Annotated in this window: 16 protein-coding genes and 1 pseudogene; 10 read left to right on the top strand and 7 right to left on the bottom strand. The window is 64.3% G+C overall.

Features of this window, described 5'->3' with window-relative positions:
• Nucleotides 1–166: 166 nt before the first annotated feature.
• The 3 genes from H3Z74_RS19700 to H3Z74_RS19710 form a co-directional block, all read right to left on the bottom strand.
• Nucleotides 167–910: an anti-sigma factor gene (locus H3Z74_RS19700; RefSeq protein ID WP_187761232.1), complete on the bottom strand. Its 744-nt coding sequence runs from the start codon at nucleotides 908–910 to the stop codon at nucleotides 167–169.
• On the bottom strand, nucleotides 907–1,461 hold the full coding sequence (locus tag H3Z74_RS19705; protein ID WP_229726695.1) for a sigma-70 family RNA polymerase sigma factor: 555 nt from the start codon (nucleotides 1,459–1,461) through the stop codon (nucleotides 907–909). Before H3Z74_RS19705 ends, H3Z74_RS19700 begins: the two co-directional genes overlap by 4 nt.
• 103 nt (nucleotides 1,462–1,564) lie before the next feature.
• Nucleotides 1,565–2,458: a cyclase family protein gene (locus H3Z74_RS19710; protein WP_187761233.1), complete on the bottom strand. Its 894-nt coding sequence runs from the start codon at nucleotides 2,456–2,458 to the stop codon at nucleotides 1,565–1,567.
• A 201-nt stretch (nucleotides 2,459–2,659) separates the two neighbouring features.
• Between H3Z74_RS19710 and rpiB the strand changes: the two genes are divergently transcribed.
• The 6 genes and pseudogenes from rpiB to H3Z74_RS19740 all read left to right on the top strand — a co-directional run bounded on the left by rpiB (nucleotide 2,660) and on the right by H3Z74_RS19740 (nucleotide 6,348).
• The gene (rpiB, locus tag H3Z74_RS19715) at nucleotides 2,660–3,112 is read left to right on the top strand and encodes a ribose 5-phosphate isomerase B (protein WP_187761234.1); all 453 of its coding nucleotides are present in this window, start codon (nucleotides 2,660–2,662) and stop codon (nucleotides 3,110–3,112) included.
• Nucleotides 3,109–4,424 (top strand): annotated as a pseudogene (glyA, locus tag H3Z74_RS19720) (serine hydroxymethyltransferase). Before rpiB ends, glyA begins: the two are co-directional and overlap by 4 nt.
• Nucleotides 4,425–4,491: 67 nt before the next feature.
• Nucleotides 4,492–4,758 carry a hypothetical protein gene (locus tag H3Z74_RS19725; protein ID WP_229726696.1) on the top strand — a complete coding sequence of 89 codons (267 nt, stop codon included), beginning with the start codon at nucleotides 4,492–4,494 and terminating at the stop codon, nucleotides 4,756–4,758.
• Between the two features lie 4 nt (nucleotides 4,759–4,762).
• Complete coding sequence (gene nrdR, locus H3Z74_RS19730) at nucleotides 4,763–5,224, top strand: transcriptional regulator NrdR (RefSeq protein ID WP_187761235.1); 462 nt, start codon at nucleotides 4,763–4,765, stop codon at nucleotides 5,222–5,224.
• Nucleotides 5,221–5,967, top strand: a complete 747-nt coding sequence (locus tag H3Z74_RS19735) for an RNA methyltransferase (RefSeq protein WP_187761236.1) — start codon at nucleotides 5,221–5,223, stop codon at nucleotides 5,965–5,967. The genes nrdR and H3Z74_RS19735 overlap by 4 nt, the downstream gene beginning before the upstream one ends.
• A gap of 108 nt (nucleotides 5,968–6,075) precedes the next feature.
• The gene (locus H3Z74_RS19740) at nucleotides 6,076–6,348 is read left to right on the top strand and encodes a hypothetical protein (RefSeq protein WP_187761237.1); all 273 of its coding nucleotides are present in this window, start codon (nucleotides 6,076–6,078) and stop codon (nucleotides 6,346–6,348) included.
• 28 nt (nucleotides 6,349–6,376) lie between these two features.
• Here H3Z74_RS19740 and H3Z74_RS19745 read toward each other — a convergent pair whose 3' ends face one another.
• A complete protein-coding gene (locus H3Z74_RS19745; protein WP_187761238.1) occupies nucleotides 6,377–6,682 on the bottom strand; it encodes a chorismate mutase in 306 nt (101 codons plus the stop codon).
• Between the two features lie 225 nt (nucleotides 6,683–6,907).
• Between H3Z74_RS19745 and rpsD the strand changes: the two genes are divergently transcribed.
• Nucleotides 6,908–7,522: a 30S ribosomal protein S4 gene (rpsD, locus tag H3Z74_RS19750; protein ID WP_187761239.1), complete on the top strand. Its 615-nt coding sequence runs from the start codon at nucleotides 6,908–6,910 to the stop codon at nucleotides 7,520–7,522.
• A 56-nt stretch (nucleotides 7,523–7,578) separates the two neighbouring features.
• Here the strand turns inward: rpsD and H3Z74_RS19755 are convergent, their stop codons facing one another.
• Nucleotides 7,579–9,384, bottom strand: coding sequence for an alpha/beta hydrolase family protein (locus H3Z74_RS19755; RefSeq protein WP_229726697.1), 1,806 nt, complete (start codon nucleotides 9,382–9,384; stop codon nucleotides 7,579–7,581).
• Nucleotides 9,385–9,783: 399 nt separating this feature from the next.
• Here H3Z74_RS19755 and H3Z74_RS19760 point away from each other — a divergent pair, with 399 nt between their 5' ends.
• Nucleotides 9,784–11,400, top strand: coding sequence for a M28 family metallopeptidase (locus tag H3Z74_RS19760; RefSeq protein WP_390901785.1), 1,617 nt, complete (start codon nucleotides 9,784–9,786; stop codon nucleotides 11,398–11,400).
• A gap of 10 nt (nucleotides 11,401–11,410) precedes the next feature.
• Nucleotides 11,411–12,385 (top strand): agmatine deiminase family protein, encoded by a 975-nt coding sequence (locus H3Z74_RS19765; RefSeq protein WP_187761241.1) that lies wholly within the window; start codon nucleotides 11,411–11,413, stop codon nucleotides 12,383–12,385.
• A gap of 13 nt (nucleotides 12,386–12,398) precedes the next feature.
• On the opposite strand, the gene H3Z74_RS19770 is transcribed toward H3Z74_RS19765, so the two are convergent.
• The gene (locus H3Z74_RS19770) at nucleotides 12,399–12,767 is read right to left on the bottom strand and encodes a GFA family protein (RefSeq protein WP_187761242.1); all 369 of its coding nucleotides are present in this window, start codon (nucleotides 12,765–12,767) and stop codon (nucleotides 12,399–12,401) included.
• A complete protein-coding gene (locus tag H3Z74_RS19775) occupies nucleotides 12,764–13,162 on the bottom strand; it encodes a low affinity iron permease family protein (protein ID WP_187761243.1) in 399 nt (132 codons plus the stop codon). Before H3Z74_RS19775 ends, H3Z74_RS19770 begins: the two co-directional genes overlap by 4 nt.
• 50 nt (nucleotides 13,163–13,212) lie before the next feature.
• Between H3Z74_RS19775 and aguB the strand changes: the two genes are divergently transcribed.
• A complete protein-coding gene (gene aguB, locus H3Z74_RS19780) occupies nucleotides 13,213–14,073 on the top strand; it encodes an N-carbamoylputrescine amidase (RefSeq protein ID WP_187761244.1) in 861 nt (286 codons plus the stop codon).
• Nucleotides 14,074–14,107: the final 34 nt, after the last annotated feature.

Below are 14,107 nucleotides of genomic sequence, written 5' to 3' on the forward strand. Positions count from 1 at the left end.
CATATCACAAGCTCAGCTAGGTCACCGCTTGTCGGACTATACCGGCGCGCTCTTTCTTGGTGTCGAAGAACGCCATCGCTGCCGGGCTATCAGCGCAAAGCCCCGCATGACATCCGCCGCCATGCGGACGTTTGATCGTGCGTTCGATGCTTTAAATCTGCGGCCGTCAAACCTGTGACAGGACGCCCTTTGCAACCACTGGTCCGGTCGGCGAGCCGCTCGGCGAGCCGCCCACCGGTTCGAGCGAGACCGCCAGTGTCGCGCCCGCCACGAGCCGCACGCGATTGTCGCCGGTGACCGTGAAGGTCGAACCGCCACTGACATGCAGTAATCCAAGCGAGTGCGGCACGCCGTCTCCCGCGATCACCCATAGCTCGGCACTGCGATTGGCGTCGGCGAGCATGGACTCGGTCAGGCGCAAGCCCCCCGAGACCGGATCATAGACCGCAGTCACCGGTTTCCCTTCGGCCGATGGATCGATCGAGGCGACCAGCATCCGCGCCGGTGCCGTGGCGACTGGCTGTTGCTTGGGCGGCACGGCGGTCGGCACTGGCGGCGCGGGCCGGATCAGCACGACCAGCAACAGGCCAGCGGCGATCAGGCTCGATGCCACCGCGATCCCCGGCCACAACCGGCCAGTACGCTGCAGCGCCGTCAGGCGCGGTGCGGCAGGTCCATCCAGCGTCTGGTCGAGACGCGCCATCACGCCCGGCGGCGCGGTGACTTCCGGCCAGATATCGAACAATTGCCCGAGATGCTGGCGCCAGCGCTCAACCTCCTGTGCGAAGCCTGGCTCGGCCAATACGCGACGCAGCGCGACCGCACGCTCCTCGCCCTCAAGCAGCCCCAGCGCCAGCTCGGCGGCTGCGACATCGGGGTCATCGCCGATCGGGATCGCATCCTCGCTCACTGTTCCAGGCACTCCCTGAGCTTCATCAGCCCGCGCCGCACCCAGCTCTTCATCGTGCCGAGCGGCACATGCTCGCGCTCGGCCAGGTCGGCATAGGTCACGCCGTCGAAGAACGCCGTGCGGATCGCACCACGCTGCCGCTCCTCGAGCGTATCGAGGCAATGATGCAATCGATGCGCCTCCTGGTCGGCGACCACAATCTCGCTTGCCAATGGTGCCGTATCGACAACCGGCGGTGCTTCGTCGATCGGGGTAGAATGGCGGACTGCCTGCGCGCGGCGCCAGTCGATCGCGCGGTTGCGCGCGATCGTCGACAGCCAGGTGATCGGGCTTGCACGGCTCGGCTCATAGGCGCCCGCCCGCTTCCACACCGTCAGATACACGTCGTGCAAAACATCTTCCGCCGCTTGCCGTTCGCCGCAGATACGGAGGCAGACGCCAAATAGTTTCGCCGATGTCAGCGTGTAGAGATCGCGAAACGCCGCCCGATCCTCATCGCCGGTGCGTACCAGCACCTCGATCAGTCGCGCACGTGCGGGATCCGCCGGCAAAGGTTCCGATTTTTGCTCGATCGCGGCTGAAGGCGAATCCGTCACAGATCAGTTGCTTAGCGCGGCTCGGGGGTGTGGGGCAATCGCCGTCACATGCAGGCAGCTACACCAACGCATAGGCGCGGACCGGGAAAGTCCCCATTGCGCGAATCTTGGGCGGCACCGCCGAAAAGGTGAAGCCGCTCGCCGGCAGTCGATCGAGCCCGGTCATATGCTCGATGATCGGAATGCCGGCACCAAGCAAGACCGTGTGCACCGGACGCGTGCCTCCGGATGTGTCGTCGATATTGAACGAATCGATCCCGACCATGGCGGCGCCGCGGTCCCGTAAATGGATCGCCGCGGTCTCGGTCAGATGGGGATGCCCCTCGAAATATTGATCGGTACGCCAATGCCGGTCCCAGCCCGTGCGGATCAGCACTGCCTTGCCCGCAATGTCATCCGCGGCAAGCGCCATCCAGTCGATCGCACGCCCGGCGGCCCCCGACACGTCGATCATCAGCCCAGGGCAGGCGGCAATGCGATCAAGCGAAAGATCGGCCAGGTCATAACCATCGGCATAGCGATGAAACGGCGTGTCCATATAGGTGCCGGTATTGCCGACCATCTCGATCCGGCCGATCTGGAATTCGGTGCCGGCATCATAGCTGGATCGCGACGCCTCACGCGACAGATGGTCGCAGATCAGCGGTGCCGGAAGCCCCTTGTAAGTGATCATCCCCGCTTCGATGACATGGCTGAGATCGATCCGCAGCGTGCCCGGCGGCTGGTCGATGGCAGCGGCGGCGCCGCGCTTGTGCGATTCATCGATGATCCGCTTGTTGAGGATACGGGTCTCAGCGACCATCAGCAGCCGCAGGTCGCGAATGATATAGGCCGACAGGTCGGCGTCATCGATCTCGTCCCCGGCGATGTCGAGCCGGAACCCCTGGCCCTGAATGCCGCCGCCATTCGAGAAATCGATCTCGAAATCGAAACAGACGCGCTTTTCGGTCACTGCTATCCCTTCTTCCGGATGCGCGCCCGCCGCACGCGTTAGGCCTGTATCTTGGCGCGGTCTGCGTATCCGCTCTATCGGCGATCGTGAAGTATAAGCGATTGTTTATGGCAGGTTGGCTTTTCCGCTGTGGCGTTCCAGCGACGCTTTGCGTAAGAGCCGCCGCATCCGCTTCACCCGCTAGAGGAGCGCGCACCGTTCATGCGCATTGCCATCGCTTCCGATCATGCCGCGTTCGCGCTGAAGGGCATGCTTGCCGCCTGGCTGCGCGACGAAGGGCATGACGTGATCGACCTTGGTCCCGACAGCGATGCGCGGGTCGATTACCCTGATTTCGGCTACAAGCTCGCCGCGGCGGTCGCCAACGGCGATGCCGAGCGCGGCGTGGCGCTGTGCGGGTCGGGCATCGGCATCTCGATCGCAGTCAACCGCAATCCGGCGGTACGCTGCGCGCTGGTCGGCGAACCGCTCTCCGCCGCGCTCGCGCGCGAACATAACGACGCCAATGTCATCGCGCTCGGCGCGCGCCTGACCGGCGAGGACATGGCCAAGGCCTGCATCACCGCTTTCCTGACTACTGGCTTCGCCGGTGGCCGCCACACCGACCGGGTCGCAAAACTCGGCCATCCCCAGCCCGAGGAGCATTCCGCATGAGCACCAATCCGCGCACTCTTAGCGATGTCCAGCCCGATGGCTTCTTCACCCGCGGCCTGGCCGATGCCGACCCGGCGGTGTTTGCCGGGATCGAGCATGAGCTGACCCGCGAACAGACTCAGATCGAGCTGATCGCGTCGGAGAATATCGTCTCCAAGGCAGTGCTGCAGGCGCAGGGCTCGGTCTTCACCAACAAATATGCCGAGGGCTATCCCGGCAAGCGCTATTATCAGGGCTGCCATCCGTCGGACGAAGTCGAGACGCTGGCGATCGAGCGCGCCAAGCAATTGTTCGGCTGCGCCTTTGCCAATGTCCAGCCGCATTCCGGCGCACAGGCCAATGGCGCGGTGATGCTCGCTTTGGTCAAGCCCGGTGAAACGATCATGGGCCTGAGCCTCGATGCCGGCGGCCATCTGACTCACGGCGCCAAGGCGGCGATGTCGGGCAAATGGTTCAACGCCGTGGCATACGGCGTCGATCCGGTCACGCATCTGATCGATTTCGACCAGGTCCGCGCGCTCGCGCAGGAGCATAAGCCGAAGCTGATCATCGCCGGCGGGTCGGCCTATCCGCGCGAAATCGACTTTGCGACCTTCCGCGCGATCGCCGATGAAGTCGGCGCGATCTTCATGGTCGATATGGCGCATTTCGCCGGTCTGGTTGCCGGCGGCGTCCATCCCTCGCCGCTGCCGCATGCTCATGTCGTCACTACCACCACGCACAAGACGCTGCGGGGCCGCGCGGCGGCATGGTACTGACCAACGACGAAGCTATCGCCAAGAAGATCAATTCGGCGGTGTTCCCCGGCCTGCAGGGCGGCCCGCTGATGCATGTCATCGCTGCCAAGGCGGTCGCCTTTGGCGAAGCGCTGCAGCCCGACTTCAAGCTCTATGCCGCCGCGATCATCGAGAATGCCAAGATCCTCGCCGCGACGCTGAAAGAACGCGGCGCGGAGGTCGTCTCGGGCGGGACCGATACGCATCTTGCGCTGATCGACCTGTCGCCGCTTGGCGTGACCGGCAAGGATGCCGACGAAGCGCTCGAGCGTGCCGGCATCACCTGCAACAAGAACGGTATCCCGAACGACCCGCTGCCGCCGACCAAGACCAGCGGCATCCGCGTCGGATCGCCCGCCGGCACCACGCGCGGCTTCGGCCCGGCCGAGTTTCGCGAGATCGGCCATATGGTCGCCGACGTACTCGATGGCCTGCGCAAGAATGGCGAAGCCGGCGATGCGCAAGTCGAGGCCAATGTCCGCGAGCGCGTGCTGACATTGTGTGCGCGCTTCCCGATCTATCCCGAAGGAATGTGAGTTTATGAAGTGCAGGGCGTGCAACGCGACCATCGCCAGAACCGCACGCTTCTGTGCACAATGCGGCGTGACCGTCGCGGAAAGTGCGCCGTCGGCCAGACCGGACCTGCCGCATGTCTCGGACGGCGCGGCCGATGACGATATCCGTGCCGCGCGCGCCTTTGCCGCCGATGCACGGGCTCGCCATGCGCAGCCGGGCACGCTCGGCGCCAGCATGGCCAGGGGTGCGGCGATCGGTGCGGTCGTCGCCCTGCCCGTGCCGCTGATCGGCCCGCTGGCCGGGGCAATGGTCGGCGCCGGTGTCGCCGCGTTCCAGAAACTGACGAAGGACTGATTTTTTGCGTTGCCCATTCTGTGGACATGAAGACAGCCAGGTAAAGGACAGCCGTCCGACCGAAGATGGTGCGGCGATCCGTCGTCGGCGCCAGTGCGAGGGGTGCGCGGCGCGCTTCACCACCTTCGAACGCATCCAGCTGCGCGAACTCTATGTGCTGAAAAGCGAGGACAAGCGCGAACCGTTCGACCGCGAAAAGCTGCTGCGCTCGGTCTCGATCGCAGCACGCAAGCGGCCGATCGACGCACTGCGGATCGAGAAGCTCGTCTCCGGAATTCAACGGCAGCTGGAAACCCAGGGCGAGAATGAAGTCCATTCGCAGCGTATCGGCGAGATGGTGATGGAAGGGCTGAAGGGCCTGGATTCGGTCGCCTATATCCGCTTTGCCAGTGTCTATAAGGATTTCCGCGAAGCGCGCGATTTCGAGGAATTCGCCGGCAATGTGAGCGAAGTGGGCAAAGGGTGAGCGCCGATCCGGCCCCACCCCCCGTCATCGTCCTGGTCCGCCCGCAGCTTGGCGAGAATATCGGCAAGGCGGCACGTGCAATGCTCAATTTCGGGCTGACCGAGATGCGCCTCGTCACCCCGCGCGACGGCTGGCCCAATCCGTCGGCCGGTCCTGCCGCGAGTGGCGCCGATATCGTGCTCGAACAGGCCCAGGTGTTCGATAGCGTCGCCGACGCGGTGGCGGATTGCGCCCAGGTCTATGCGACCACGGTGCGCAAGCGCGGCGTGACCAAGCCCGTCGTCACGCCCGAACGCGCAGCCACCGATATCCATGCCGCACGGGGACGCTCGGCGATCCTGTTCGGGCCGGAGCGATCAGGCCTCGAAACCGACGACGTCGCGCTCGCCCGCACGATCATCACCGTGCCGATCAACGCCGAGTTCGGCTCGCTCAACCTCGCCCAGGCGGTGATCCTGGTGGCGTATGAATGGTCGAAGGGAACCGTGCTTGCTTCGCCCCCGGAAACCGAACTGCCCGACCCCGCGCCGCACGAAGAACTGGAAGGCATGATCCTGCAGCTCGATGCGATGCTGGAAGCGGCGCATTTCTTCTACCCGCCCGACCGCACTCCCGTGACCAAGCGGACACTGCGAACACTTTTGACCAAGCCCGGCTGGTCGAGCCAGGAGGTCAGAACCTTTCGCGGCGTGCTGAGCGCTTTGGCCGGCGCAAAGAAGGCGAAGCCGCCGCCTCAATCATAACGGCGAGTCCCGACGAGAACCGGCATTGTTGCAGGGGTGTAGATATGTCCTTTCGCGATCGGGCCATTGGCATTATGGCGCGGTCCGATTTCTGAAGTGGAGAGTTTGATGAAACTGCTTATCGCCTCGGCGCTTGTCCTTGCTTCGCCCGCCATGGCCCAGACCGCGACGAACGGCGAACCGACCGCAGCCACCGTCGGTCAGTCGGCCAAGGCGGAAAGCGAGCGCAAGATCTGCCGCAGCGACGCCCGCACCTCGACGCGCCTTTCCAGGAAGACTTGCAAGACCGCCGCACAATGGCGCGAGTCGGATGGACAGTCCGGCAACGCCGACGACATCATGCGCAGTCGCGACATACTCGGCGTTCGTCCCAACAACTGACGGGCGGCCAAGCGTTCGGTCGCGCGCATCAGCGCCGATCGAACGCCTCCATCTCATAGGCGATCGACGTCTCAACCAGCTTGTCCCACAGCAGGGCGATCGCCGGTCCGGGAAGTCCTGCCGCCTCGGCCTGCGCCCGGGCATTGGCGATCACCTGCGCCTTGCGTGGCTCGTCGCGTACCGCACTGCGCTCGGGCTTGATCCGCGCCGCGGCATCCATATAGGCGAAGCGGCGGACGAGCAGGGCGATCAGCTCGCGATCGACCTGATCGACGCCACGGCGCACCTCAAACATCGTCGTGCAGTCGGCACCGGCAAGGATGGTATCGTTCATGCGCATGCTCTTGGCGAGCATGCGCACGGCTGTCCAGCGTGAGACTCCTTAACTTGACTCTCATGCGCACCCCCGCTAACCGCCCGCCTTCGCAAAAGGCCCCGCACCCCGGTGAAGCGGTGGCCCTGACCCGATCCATGATCGGCCAGAGCGATGACCGGGTATCGATCAGCTTAGCTTCACAGCGACGCCGGTCTTGTTGTTGGCACTTGCAAGGAATACCACATGTCGAAGCGTTCAAGCGCAAAGTACAAGCTCGATCGCCGGATGGGCGAGAATATCTGGGGCCGTCCCAAGTCGCCTGTCAACAAGCGCGAATATGGCCCCGGCCAGCACGGTCAGCGCCGCAAGGGCAAGGTGTCCGATTTCGGCATCCAGCTGCGCGCCAAGCAGAAGCTCAAGGGCTATTATGGCGATGTGACCGAGAAGCAGTTCCGCGCCTGCTATCATGAAGCGGCCCGGATGAAGGGCGATACCGGCCAGAACCTGATCGGCCTGCTTGAGCAGCGTCTCGACATGATCGTCTATCGCGCCAAATTCGCGCCGACCGTGTTCGCCGCGCGCCAGCTCGTCTCGCACGGCCACATCCGCGTCAACGGCGTGAAGTGCAACATCGCATCGCGCCGCTGCTTCCCGGGCATGGAAATCACGCTCGGGTCGAAGGCGCAGGAAATGGCGCTGGTGATGGAAGCACAGGGCCTCGCCGAGCGCGACATTCCCGACTACGTCGCCCCCGACGGCAATGCCAAGGTGACCTTCACCCGCGTGCCGACGCTCGACGAAGTGCCCTATCCGGTGAAGATGGAGCCGAACCTGGTCGTCGAGTTCTACTCGCGCTGAGGCTTGGTCCAGACGAACTCAAAAAGGGCGGTCCTGCCAGGGCCGCCCTTTTTCGTTTACAACCCCAGCGACTGGCGCAGGAAGGTATCGGCCTTGTCGAGCATCGCGGTGCGTGCCGTATCGTCGTCAAGCTGATGATCCAGTCCCCGGAATTCGACCAGTTCAACCTTGCCGCCGGCATCCTTGAGTTTACCGACCATCAGTTTCGACTGGCGGATACCGACATTGGTGTCGCGATCGCCATGAAACAGCAGCACGGGCGCCTTGATGCGCGCGGCATTGCTCGCGGGCGACCCCTGGGTCACGTGCGGACCTTTGCCGATAAAGGCATCGACGAGCCTGAAATTGGTGAAATCGCGTGCCTCCGCCCGCAACGCCTCGAGATCGGTCACCGGCGCGATCGCGACGATTGCCTTGAACAATTCGGGGTCGAGTACCGCCGATTGCAGCGCGGCGTAACCACCATAGGACCAGCCGACGATCGCCAGCTTGCCTGAAGCCGCGATCCCCTGAGCGTTCAGCCAGCGCCCGGCATCGTTTACGTCCCCGATCGCGGTGCGCCACGATTGAAAGCCGTTTTTCTGGAACCAGGCATCGCCATAGCCGGTCGAGCCCCGGAAATTGGGCTGGAGCACGGCAAACCCACGCGCCGCGAAATATTGCGCCAGCCAGTCGAAACCCCATTCGTCGCGCGCGCCGGGGCCGCCATGCGGCATGACGATCGCCGGAATATTCTTCCCGTCGCTGCCCGGCGGCAAGGTGAGGTAGCCCGGGATCGGCGTGCCATCAGCAGCGGGGAATGTGATCGACTTGACTGATGCGAGCTTCACATTCTCCAGCTGCGGCCGGGCCAGCATCACGTCCTCGAGCGTCCGTTTATCCTTGTGGTAGATATAATAATGCCCGGCATCCGTATCTCCGCCGGCAAACAGCAACAGCGTGCGCTCATCGGCACTGGCATCGATGAACGTCACAAGCGGCTTTCCCGGCAGCGCCTTGCCGAGCGACTGGCGCAGCTTGTTCAGTTCCGCATCGAAGAACTCGCTCTCGCGGCGATCGGTGACGAAGGTCGCGCCGACCACCCGGTTCTGGCGGCCGATCCGGATCAGGCCGTCGACATCGACGTCCGGCCGCGCAAGGACAAGGCTACGCTTCAGCATGCCGTCCAGCGTGATGCTATACAGCGCACGCCGGCCATCCTTGCCATCGAAGCCGTACACGACGTTGAGATCTTGATCGACAGCGTAAGGATTGAAACCGCCGCTCGATCCCTCGTTCAGCTTGAGCGTGCTCAAAGGCTTCCAATTATTGTTGTCGGGCAGGCGGTAGACATAATCGATATGGTCGCTGACATATCCGGAATCGTTCCTGGGCTGCACGCCCATCAGCCGTACCGCGCCATGGCCATCGGTGATGAATTCGACTGCTTCCCGGTTCGGCTGGACGATGGTGCGGCGGGACCCCGACACCGGATCGACCTGATCGACCCCAAGCCCCTCCTTGTCCTGGCTGAGCCGGGTCCCGGTGGATTCCTCCGGCACGAAGGTTCGGGTCATGAGAACCTTGCCGCTGGCGCCATCTGCAAGCCAGTCGATCACGCCGCCGCCGTCCTGGATGATATCGAGTGACCGGGAATTGGTATCCACGGTCAATTGCCGCACACCGCTGCCGTCGCTGTTGATCGAGACCAGGCGAGTGAAATTGAGCGCCTTGGCGGACTGGCTGCCGGGGATGACGATGTGCACCCGGCAGATCAGCCTCGTGTCGCTTGCCCAATGACAATCCGTCAACCGATCGGGGTCGCCGCTCGAATTCAGGATCGCCTTGGGCATGCCGCCCTTGACCAGATCCGCGATCGACAAGATCGCCCCCGCCCCTTTGCCGGCGCAATGATCGCAACATGCGTGCCGTCCGGCGAGAGGCTCATCTGCAGCACGCCCTCACGCGCGCCGAATTTTGCCGCGGCCTCATTTGCAGCATGTGCCGAAGGCGCCAGCGCAAGCGCTGCCGCCGTGGCCATTAGATAGCGAACCATGTTGTAAAGCCCCTGCTTCCCCGCGTTATTCGCCCAGCTTAGCAGTACGCGAGGGGCGAGCAATAACGATCGCGATAACGATCATGGCCAGACCCGATCGTCTTGCGTGGCACCGCCCGGACTGCCAGAACGCGCCCGACCAACCCCAGATATCCCGGAGAGCATGACCATGCGCGTTTCCGTCTGCCTGTCGCCCCTGCTCGTTTCCTCGCTGGCCGTGTCAGCCATGCTGGTCGCCGCGCCCGCACTCGCCAAGAACGCGCCGACGCCGGCGCCGGCGATATCGGTCGAAACGCTGAAGGACGTGACGCAGACCCTGGCCTCCGACGCCTTCGAGGGCCGCGCGCCCGCGACCCCGGCCGAGGACAAGACCACTGCCTATATCGTCGAGCGCTTCAAGAAAGCGGGGCTCAAGCCCGCCAACAAGGGCAGCTGGTATCAGGACGTGCCGCTGGTCGAGATCACCGCGAGCGACGTGAGCCCATTGACCATCACCGGCGGCAAGACCCCGGTATCGGCGGCCTATCGCACCGACCTGGTGATCGGGACCTATCGCGTGGTGCCGAAGGTCGCGATCAAGGACAGCGACATGGTGTTTGTCGGTTACGGCATCAACGCGCCCGAGCGCGGCTGGAACGACTATGCCGGTGTGGACGTGAAGGGGAAGACCGTGGTCATCCTGGTCAATGATCCAGACTGGCGGACCATGACGCTCGACGGCGATTTCGGTGGCCGGGCGATGACCTATTATGGCCGCTGGACCTACAAGTTCGAGGAAGCCGCACGGCAGGGCGCCGCCGCGGCGATCATCGTCCATGACACCGAACCGGCCGCCTATGGCTTTGGTGTGGTGCAGTCGAGCTGGACCGGGCCGCAGCTCGAACAGGATACGCCAGGCGACCATCTCGACCAGAGCGAAGCGATCGGCTGGATCCAGAAGCCGGTCGCCGAGGCTTTGTTCACGAGCGCGGGCCAGGATCTCGCCACCTTGTCCAAGGCAGCCGCAATCAAGGGCTTCAAGGCGGTACCACTTGGCTTGAAGGCATCGGTCAGCTTCACCAATACGATCCGGCGCCAGGCATCGAAGAATGTCATCGGCATTCTGCCCGGCACTGCCAAGCCCGATGAGGTCGTGCTCTACTCCGCGCATTGGGACCATCTCGGCCGCTGCGACGCGGTCAAGGGCGACGATATCTGCAACGGCGCAGTCGACAATGCCTCCGGCACCGCCGGCCTCGTCGCGCTCGCCGAGGCCGCAGTGAAGGCCGGCCCGGCCCGGCGCAGCCAGGTGTTCCTGGCCGTGACCGGCGAGGAATCGGGGCTGCTCGGATCCAAATTCTACGCCGAGAACCCGGTCTTCCCGCTCGCCCAGACGGTCGGCGGGGTCAATATGGACGGGCTCAACGTGATCGGTAAGGCGAAGGACTTCGTGCTGGTCGGTGCAGGCAAGTCGGAACTTGAGGATCTGGTCAAGCCGATGGTCGCCGCCGAGGGCCGGGTCATCACGCTCGAGGCCAATCCGGAACGCGGCTCTTATTATCGTTCCGACCATTTCAGCTTCGCCAAGCTCGGCGTGCCGATGCTCTATGGAGAGAGCGGCGAGGATCTGGTGGTCGGCGGCACCGCGGCGGGCAAGGCGGCGACCGAGGATTATATCATCAACCGCTACCACAAGCCGCAGGACGAATATGACGCCAAATGGGACTGGAACGGGGCCCTGTCCGACCTGCGAATCTATTACGGGCTCGGTCACAGCCTGGCCGACAGCGATCGCTGGCCCAACTGGTATCCCAGCGCCGAATTCCGCAGCATTCGCGACCAGAGCCGCGCGGCGACGAAATAAGGGATAGCCGATGCCGAAACGCATTACCCAGCCCGCCGAATGGGCCCGTCACAAGGCAGTATGGATCGGCTTTCCAAGCCATCCCGAGCTGTGGCTCGAAGACCTGGAACCGGCGCGCGCGGAAGTCACCGCCTTTGCCCGCGCGGTCCATGCCGAGGGCCGGGGCGAGCGCGTCATCCTGGTGGCAGCCGATGAGGAAGCGGCCGCCGCTGCCCGGAGCATGGCGAAGGACGTGGCCGAAGTGGTGGTCGAGCCGTTCGGCGACATCTGGCTGCGTGACACGGCGGCGATCGTGCTCAGCGATCACAGCGCGCGCGATTTCGGCTTCAACGGCTGGGGCGGCAAGTACGACCTGCCCGGCGATGACGATATCGGCGCCCGGCTGGCGGCACGGCGCAACATCCGTACCGAGCGCTGCGACTGGATCCTGGAGGGCGGCGCGATCGACAGCGACGGCACCGGCATGGTCGTGACGACCGAGCAATGCCTGCTCAACCATAACCGCAATCCCGGCCTGTCGCGAACCGAGATCGAGGCGCGCCTGCTCGAGGATCTGGGCTTTTCGGAAGTGATCTGGCTCGGCGAGGGGTTGATGCACGACCATACCGACGGGCATGTCGACAATCTCGCGCGCTTCGTCGCGCCGGGCAAGCTCGCCATTCCGGTCGCGGCCGACAATGACCCCAACTGGCTGGTCTATCAGCATGCCGCGCGCGCCGCGGCGCGGCATGAGGTCGAAATCGTCCCGATCCCATCGCCCGGCCGGGTGCTGCGCGACGAGGAGATCGTGCCGGCCAGTTACATGAACTTCTATATCGGCAATGCGGCAGTGGTCGTGCCGCAATATGGCGCGCCGAACGATGCGGCGGCGGTGGTGGCGGTCGGCGCGCTGTTCCCGGACCGCGAGACGGTCGGCCTGCATGCCGACCATATCCTGACCGGCGGCGGCAGCTTCCACTGCATCAGCCAGCAGATCCCGGCCTGATCAGCCCGGCCGATTAATCCGGGGGGCCGTCAATCACCCGGCGCGGCAAGGTCCGCGCGTCGATGCCGTCGATCAACCGCGCATTGACCCCGACCTTCGCCCCGACGCGGCCGGGGTAGCATTCCTCTTCCAGGCCGGGATGGATGCGCCAGCCGATCATCGCGCTGCACCGCGAGCAGAAGCGGAAGTCGAGCAGCCGGTCGCCCCATTGATAGATCGACAATTCCGCTTCGCCCTGGGTGATCGCGAACTGGTCGGGCGGATAATAGCAGCACAGCGAGCCGAGCTTCGTACAGATCGAGCAATGGCACTCGGTCACCTCGACCGGCGGCGCGGGCACGGTGAACCGGACGGTCCCGCAATGACAGCTCCCGCCGGTCATAGCCGCGCCAGCATGCGTTCGATCGATTCGTGATGCGTCTCGTTATCGCCGCACTCGCGTTCGAGCATCGCCTTGATCTTCTCCAGTTCCTTTTCGGTCAGATGCTCGATGCCGATAAAGTCGGTGCGTGCCTCGGTATTGGCGCGAATCAGTTCATCGAGCTTGGCCTGGATCGCGCTGGCATCGCGATTCTGCGCATTCTGGATCAGGAACACCATCAGGAAGGTGACGATCGTGGTGCCGGTGTTGATCACCAGCTGCCAGGTGTCGGAATAGGCGAACACCGGCCCGGTGATGCCCCACACGGCAACGACCAGGAACGCCAGCATGAACGCGGGCGGGCGCCCCGCCCAGCTTGCCACTTTCTGCGCCACCGCTTCGAAAAACCGATCCATATTTCCGTCCCTCGATTTGAAACCCAACGCCGAACCGCTAAGTAGCGCGCATGACCGAAATCACCGTCGCCGCGCTCCAGGCCGCCTTTACCGACGATATGGACGCGAACATCGCCCATGTCTCCGCTCTCGTGCGCGAGGCTGCGGCGAAAGGCGCACAGGTGATTCTGCCACCGGAATTGTTCGAGGGCGAATATTTCTGCCGCGTCGAGGATGAGGGGCTGTTCGCCAATGCGAAGCCTACCGCCGAGCATAAGGCGGTGCTGGCGATGCAGAAACTCGCAGCCGAGCTCGGCGTCTATATCCCGACCAGCTTCTTCGAAGCCGACGGCCCGCACCATTACAACAGCCTGGCGATGATCGGCCCCGACGGCCGGGTCATGGGCGTGTATCGCAAGAGCCATATTCCCGACGGCCCCGGTTACGAGGAGAAATTCTATTTCCGCCCCGGCAATACCGGCTTCAAGGTCTGGCCGGGGCCGGCAGAATCGAGAGCGACCACCCTGGGCGTCGGGATCTGCTGGGACCAATGGTACCCGGAAACCGCCCGCGCGATGATGCTGATGGGTGCAGAGATCCTGTTCTACCCGACCGCGATCGGCAGCGAGCCGCATGACACCTCGCTCGATACCGCAAGGCTGTGGCGTCGCGCGATGGTCGGCCATGCGGTGTCGAACGTGGTGCCGATCGTCGCCGCCAACCGCATCGGCGTCGAGCACGGCCAGACATTCTATGGCACCAGCTTCATTGCCGACGAGCGCGGCGACATTCTCGCCGAGCTGGGCCGGGAGGAAACCGGCGTGATCACCGCGACGATCGACCTCGACAGGGTCAAGCGCCACCGCGCCGCGTTCGGCTTCTTCCGCGACCGCCGGCCCGAGCTTTACGGACGGCTGGTGCAGGACATCTAGGCAGACCGGTTCTGCTGGCTGTTCTTGCCGAAAA

This window comes from Sphingomonas alpina (genome assembly GCF_014490665.1).
GTDB classification, from domain to species: Bacteria; Pseudomonadota; Alphaproteobacteria; order Sphingomonadales; family Sphingomonadaceae; genus Sphingomonas; species Sphingomonas alpina.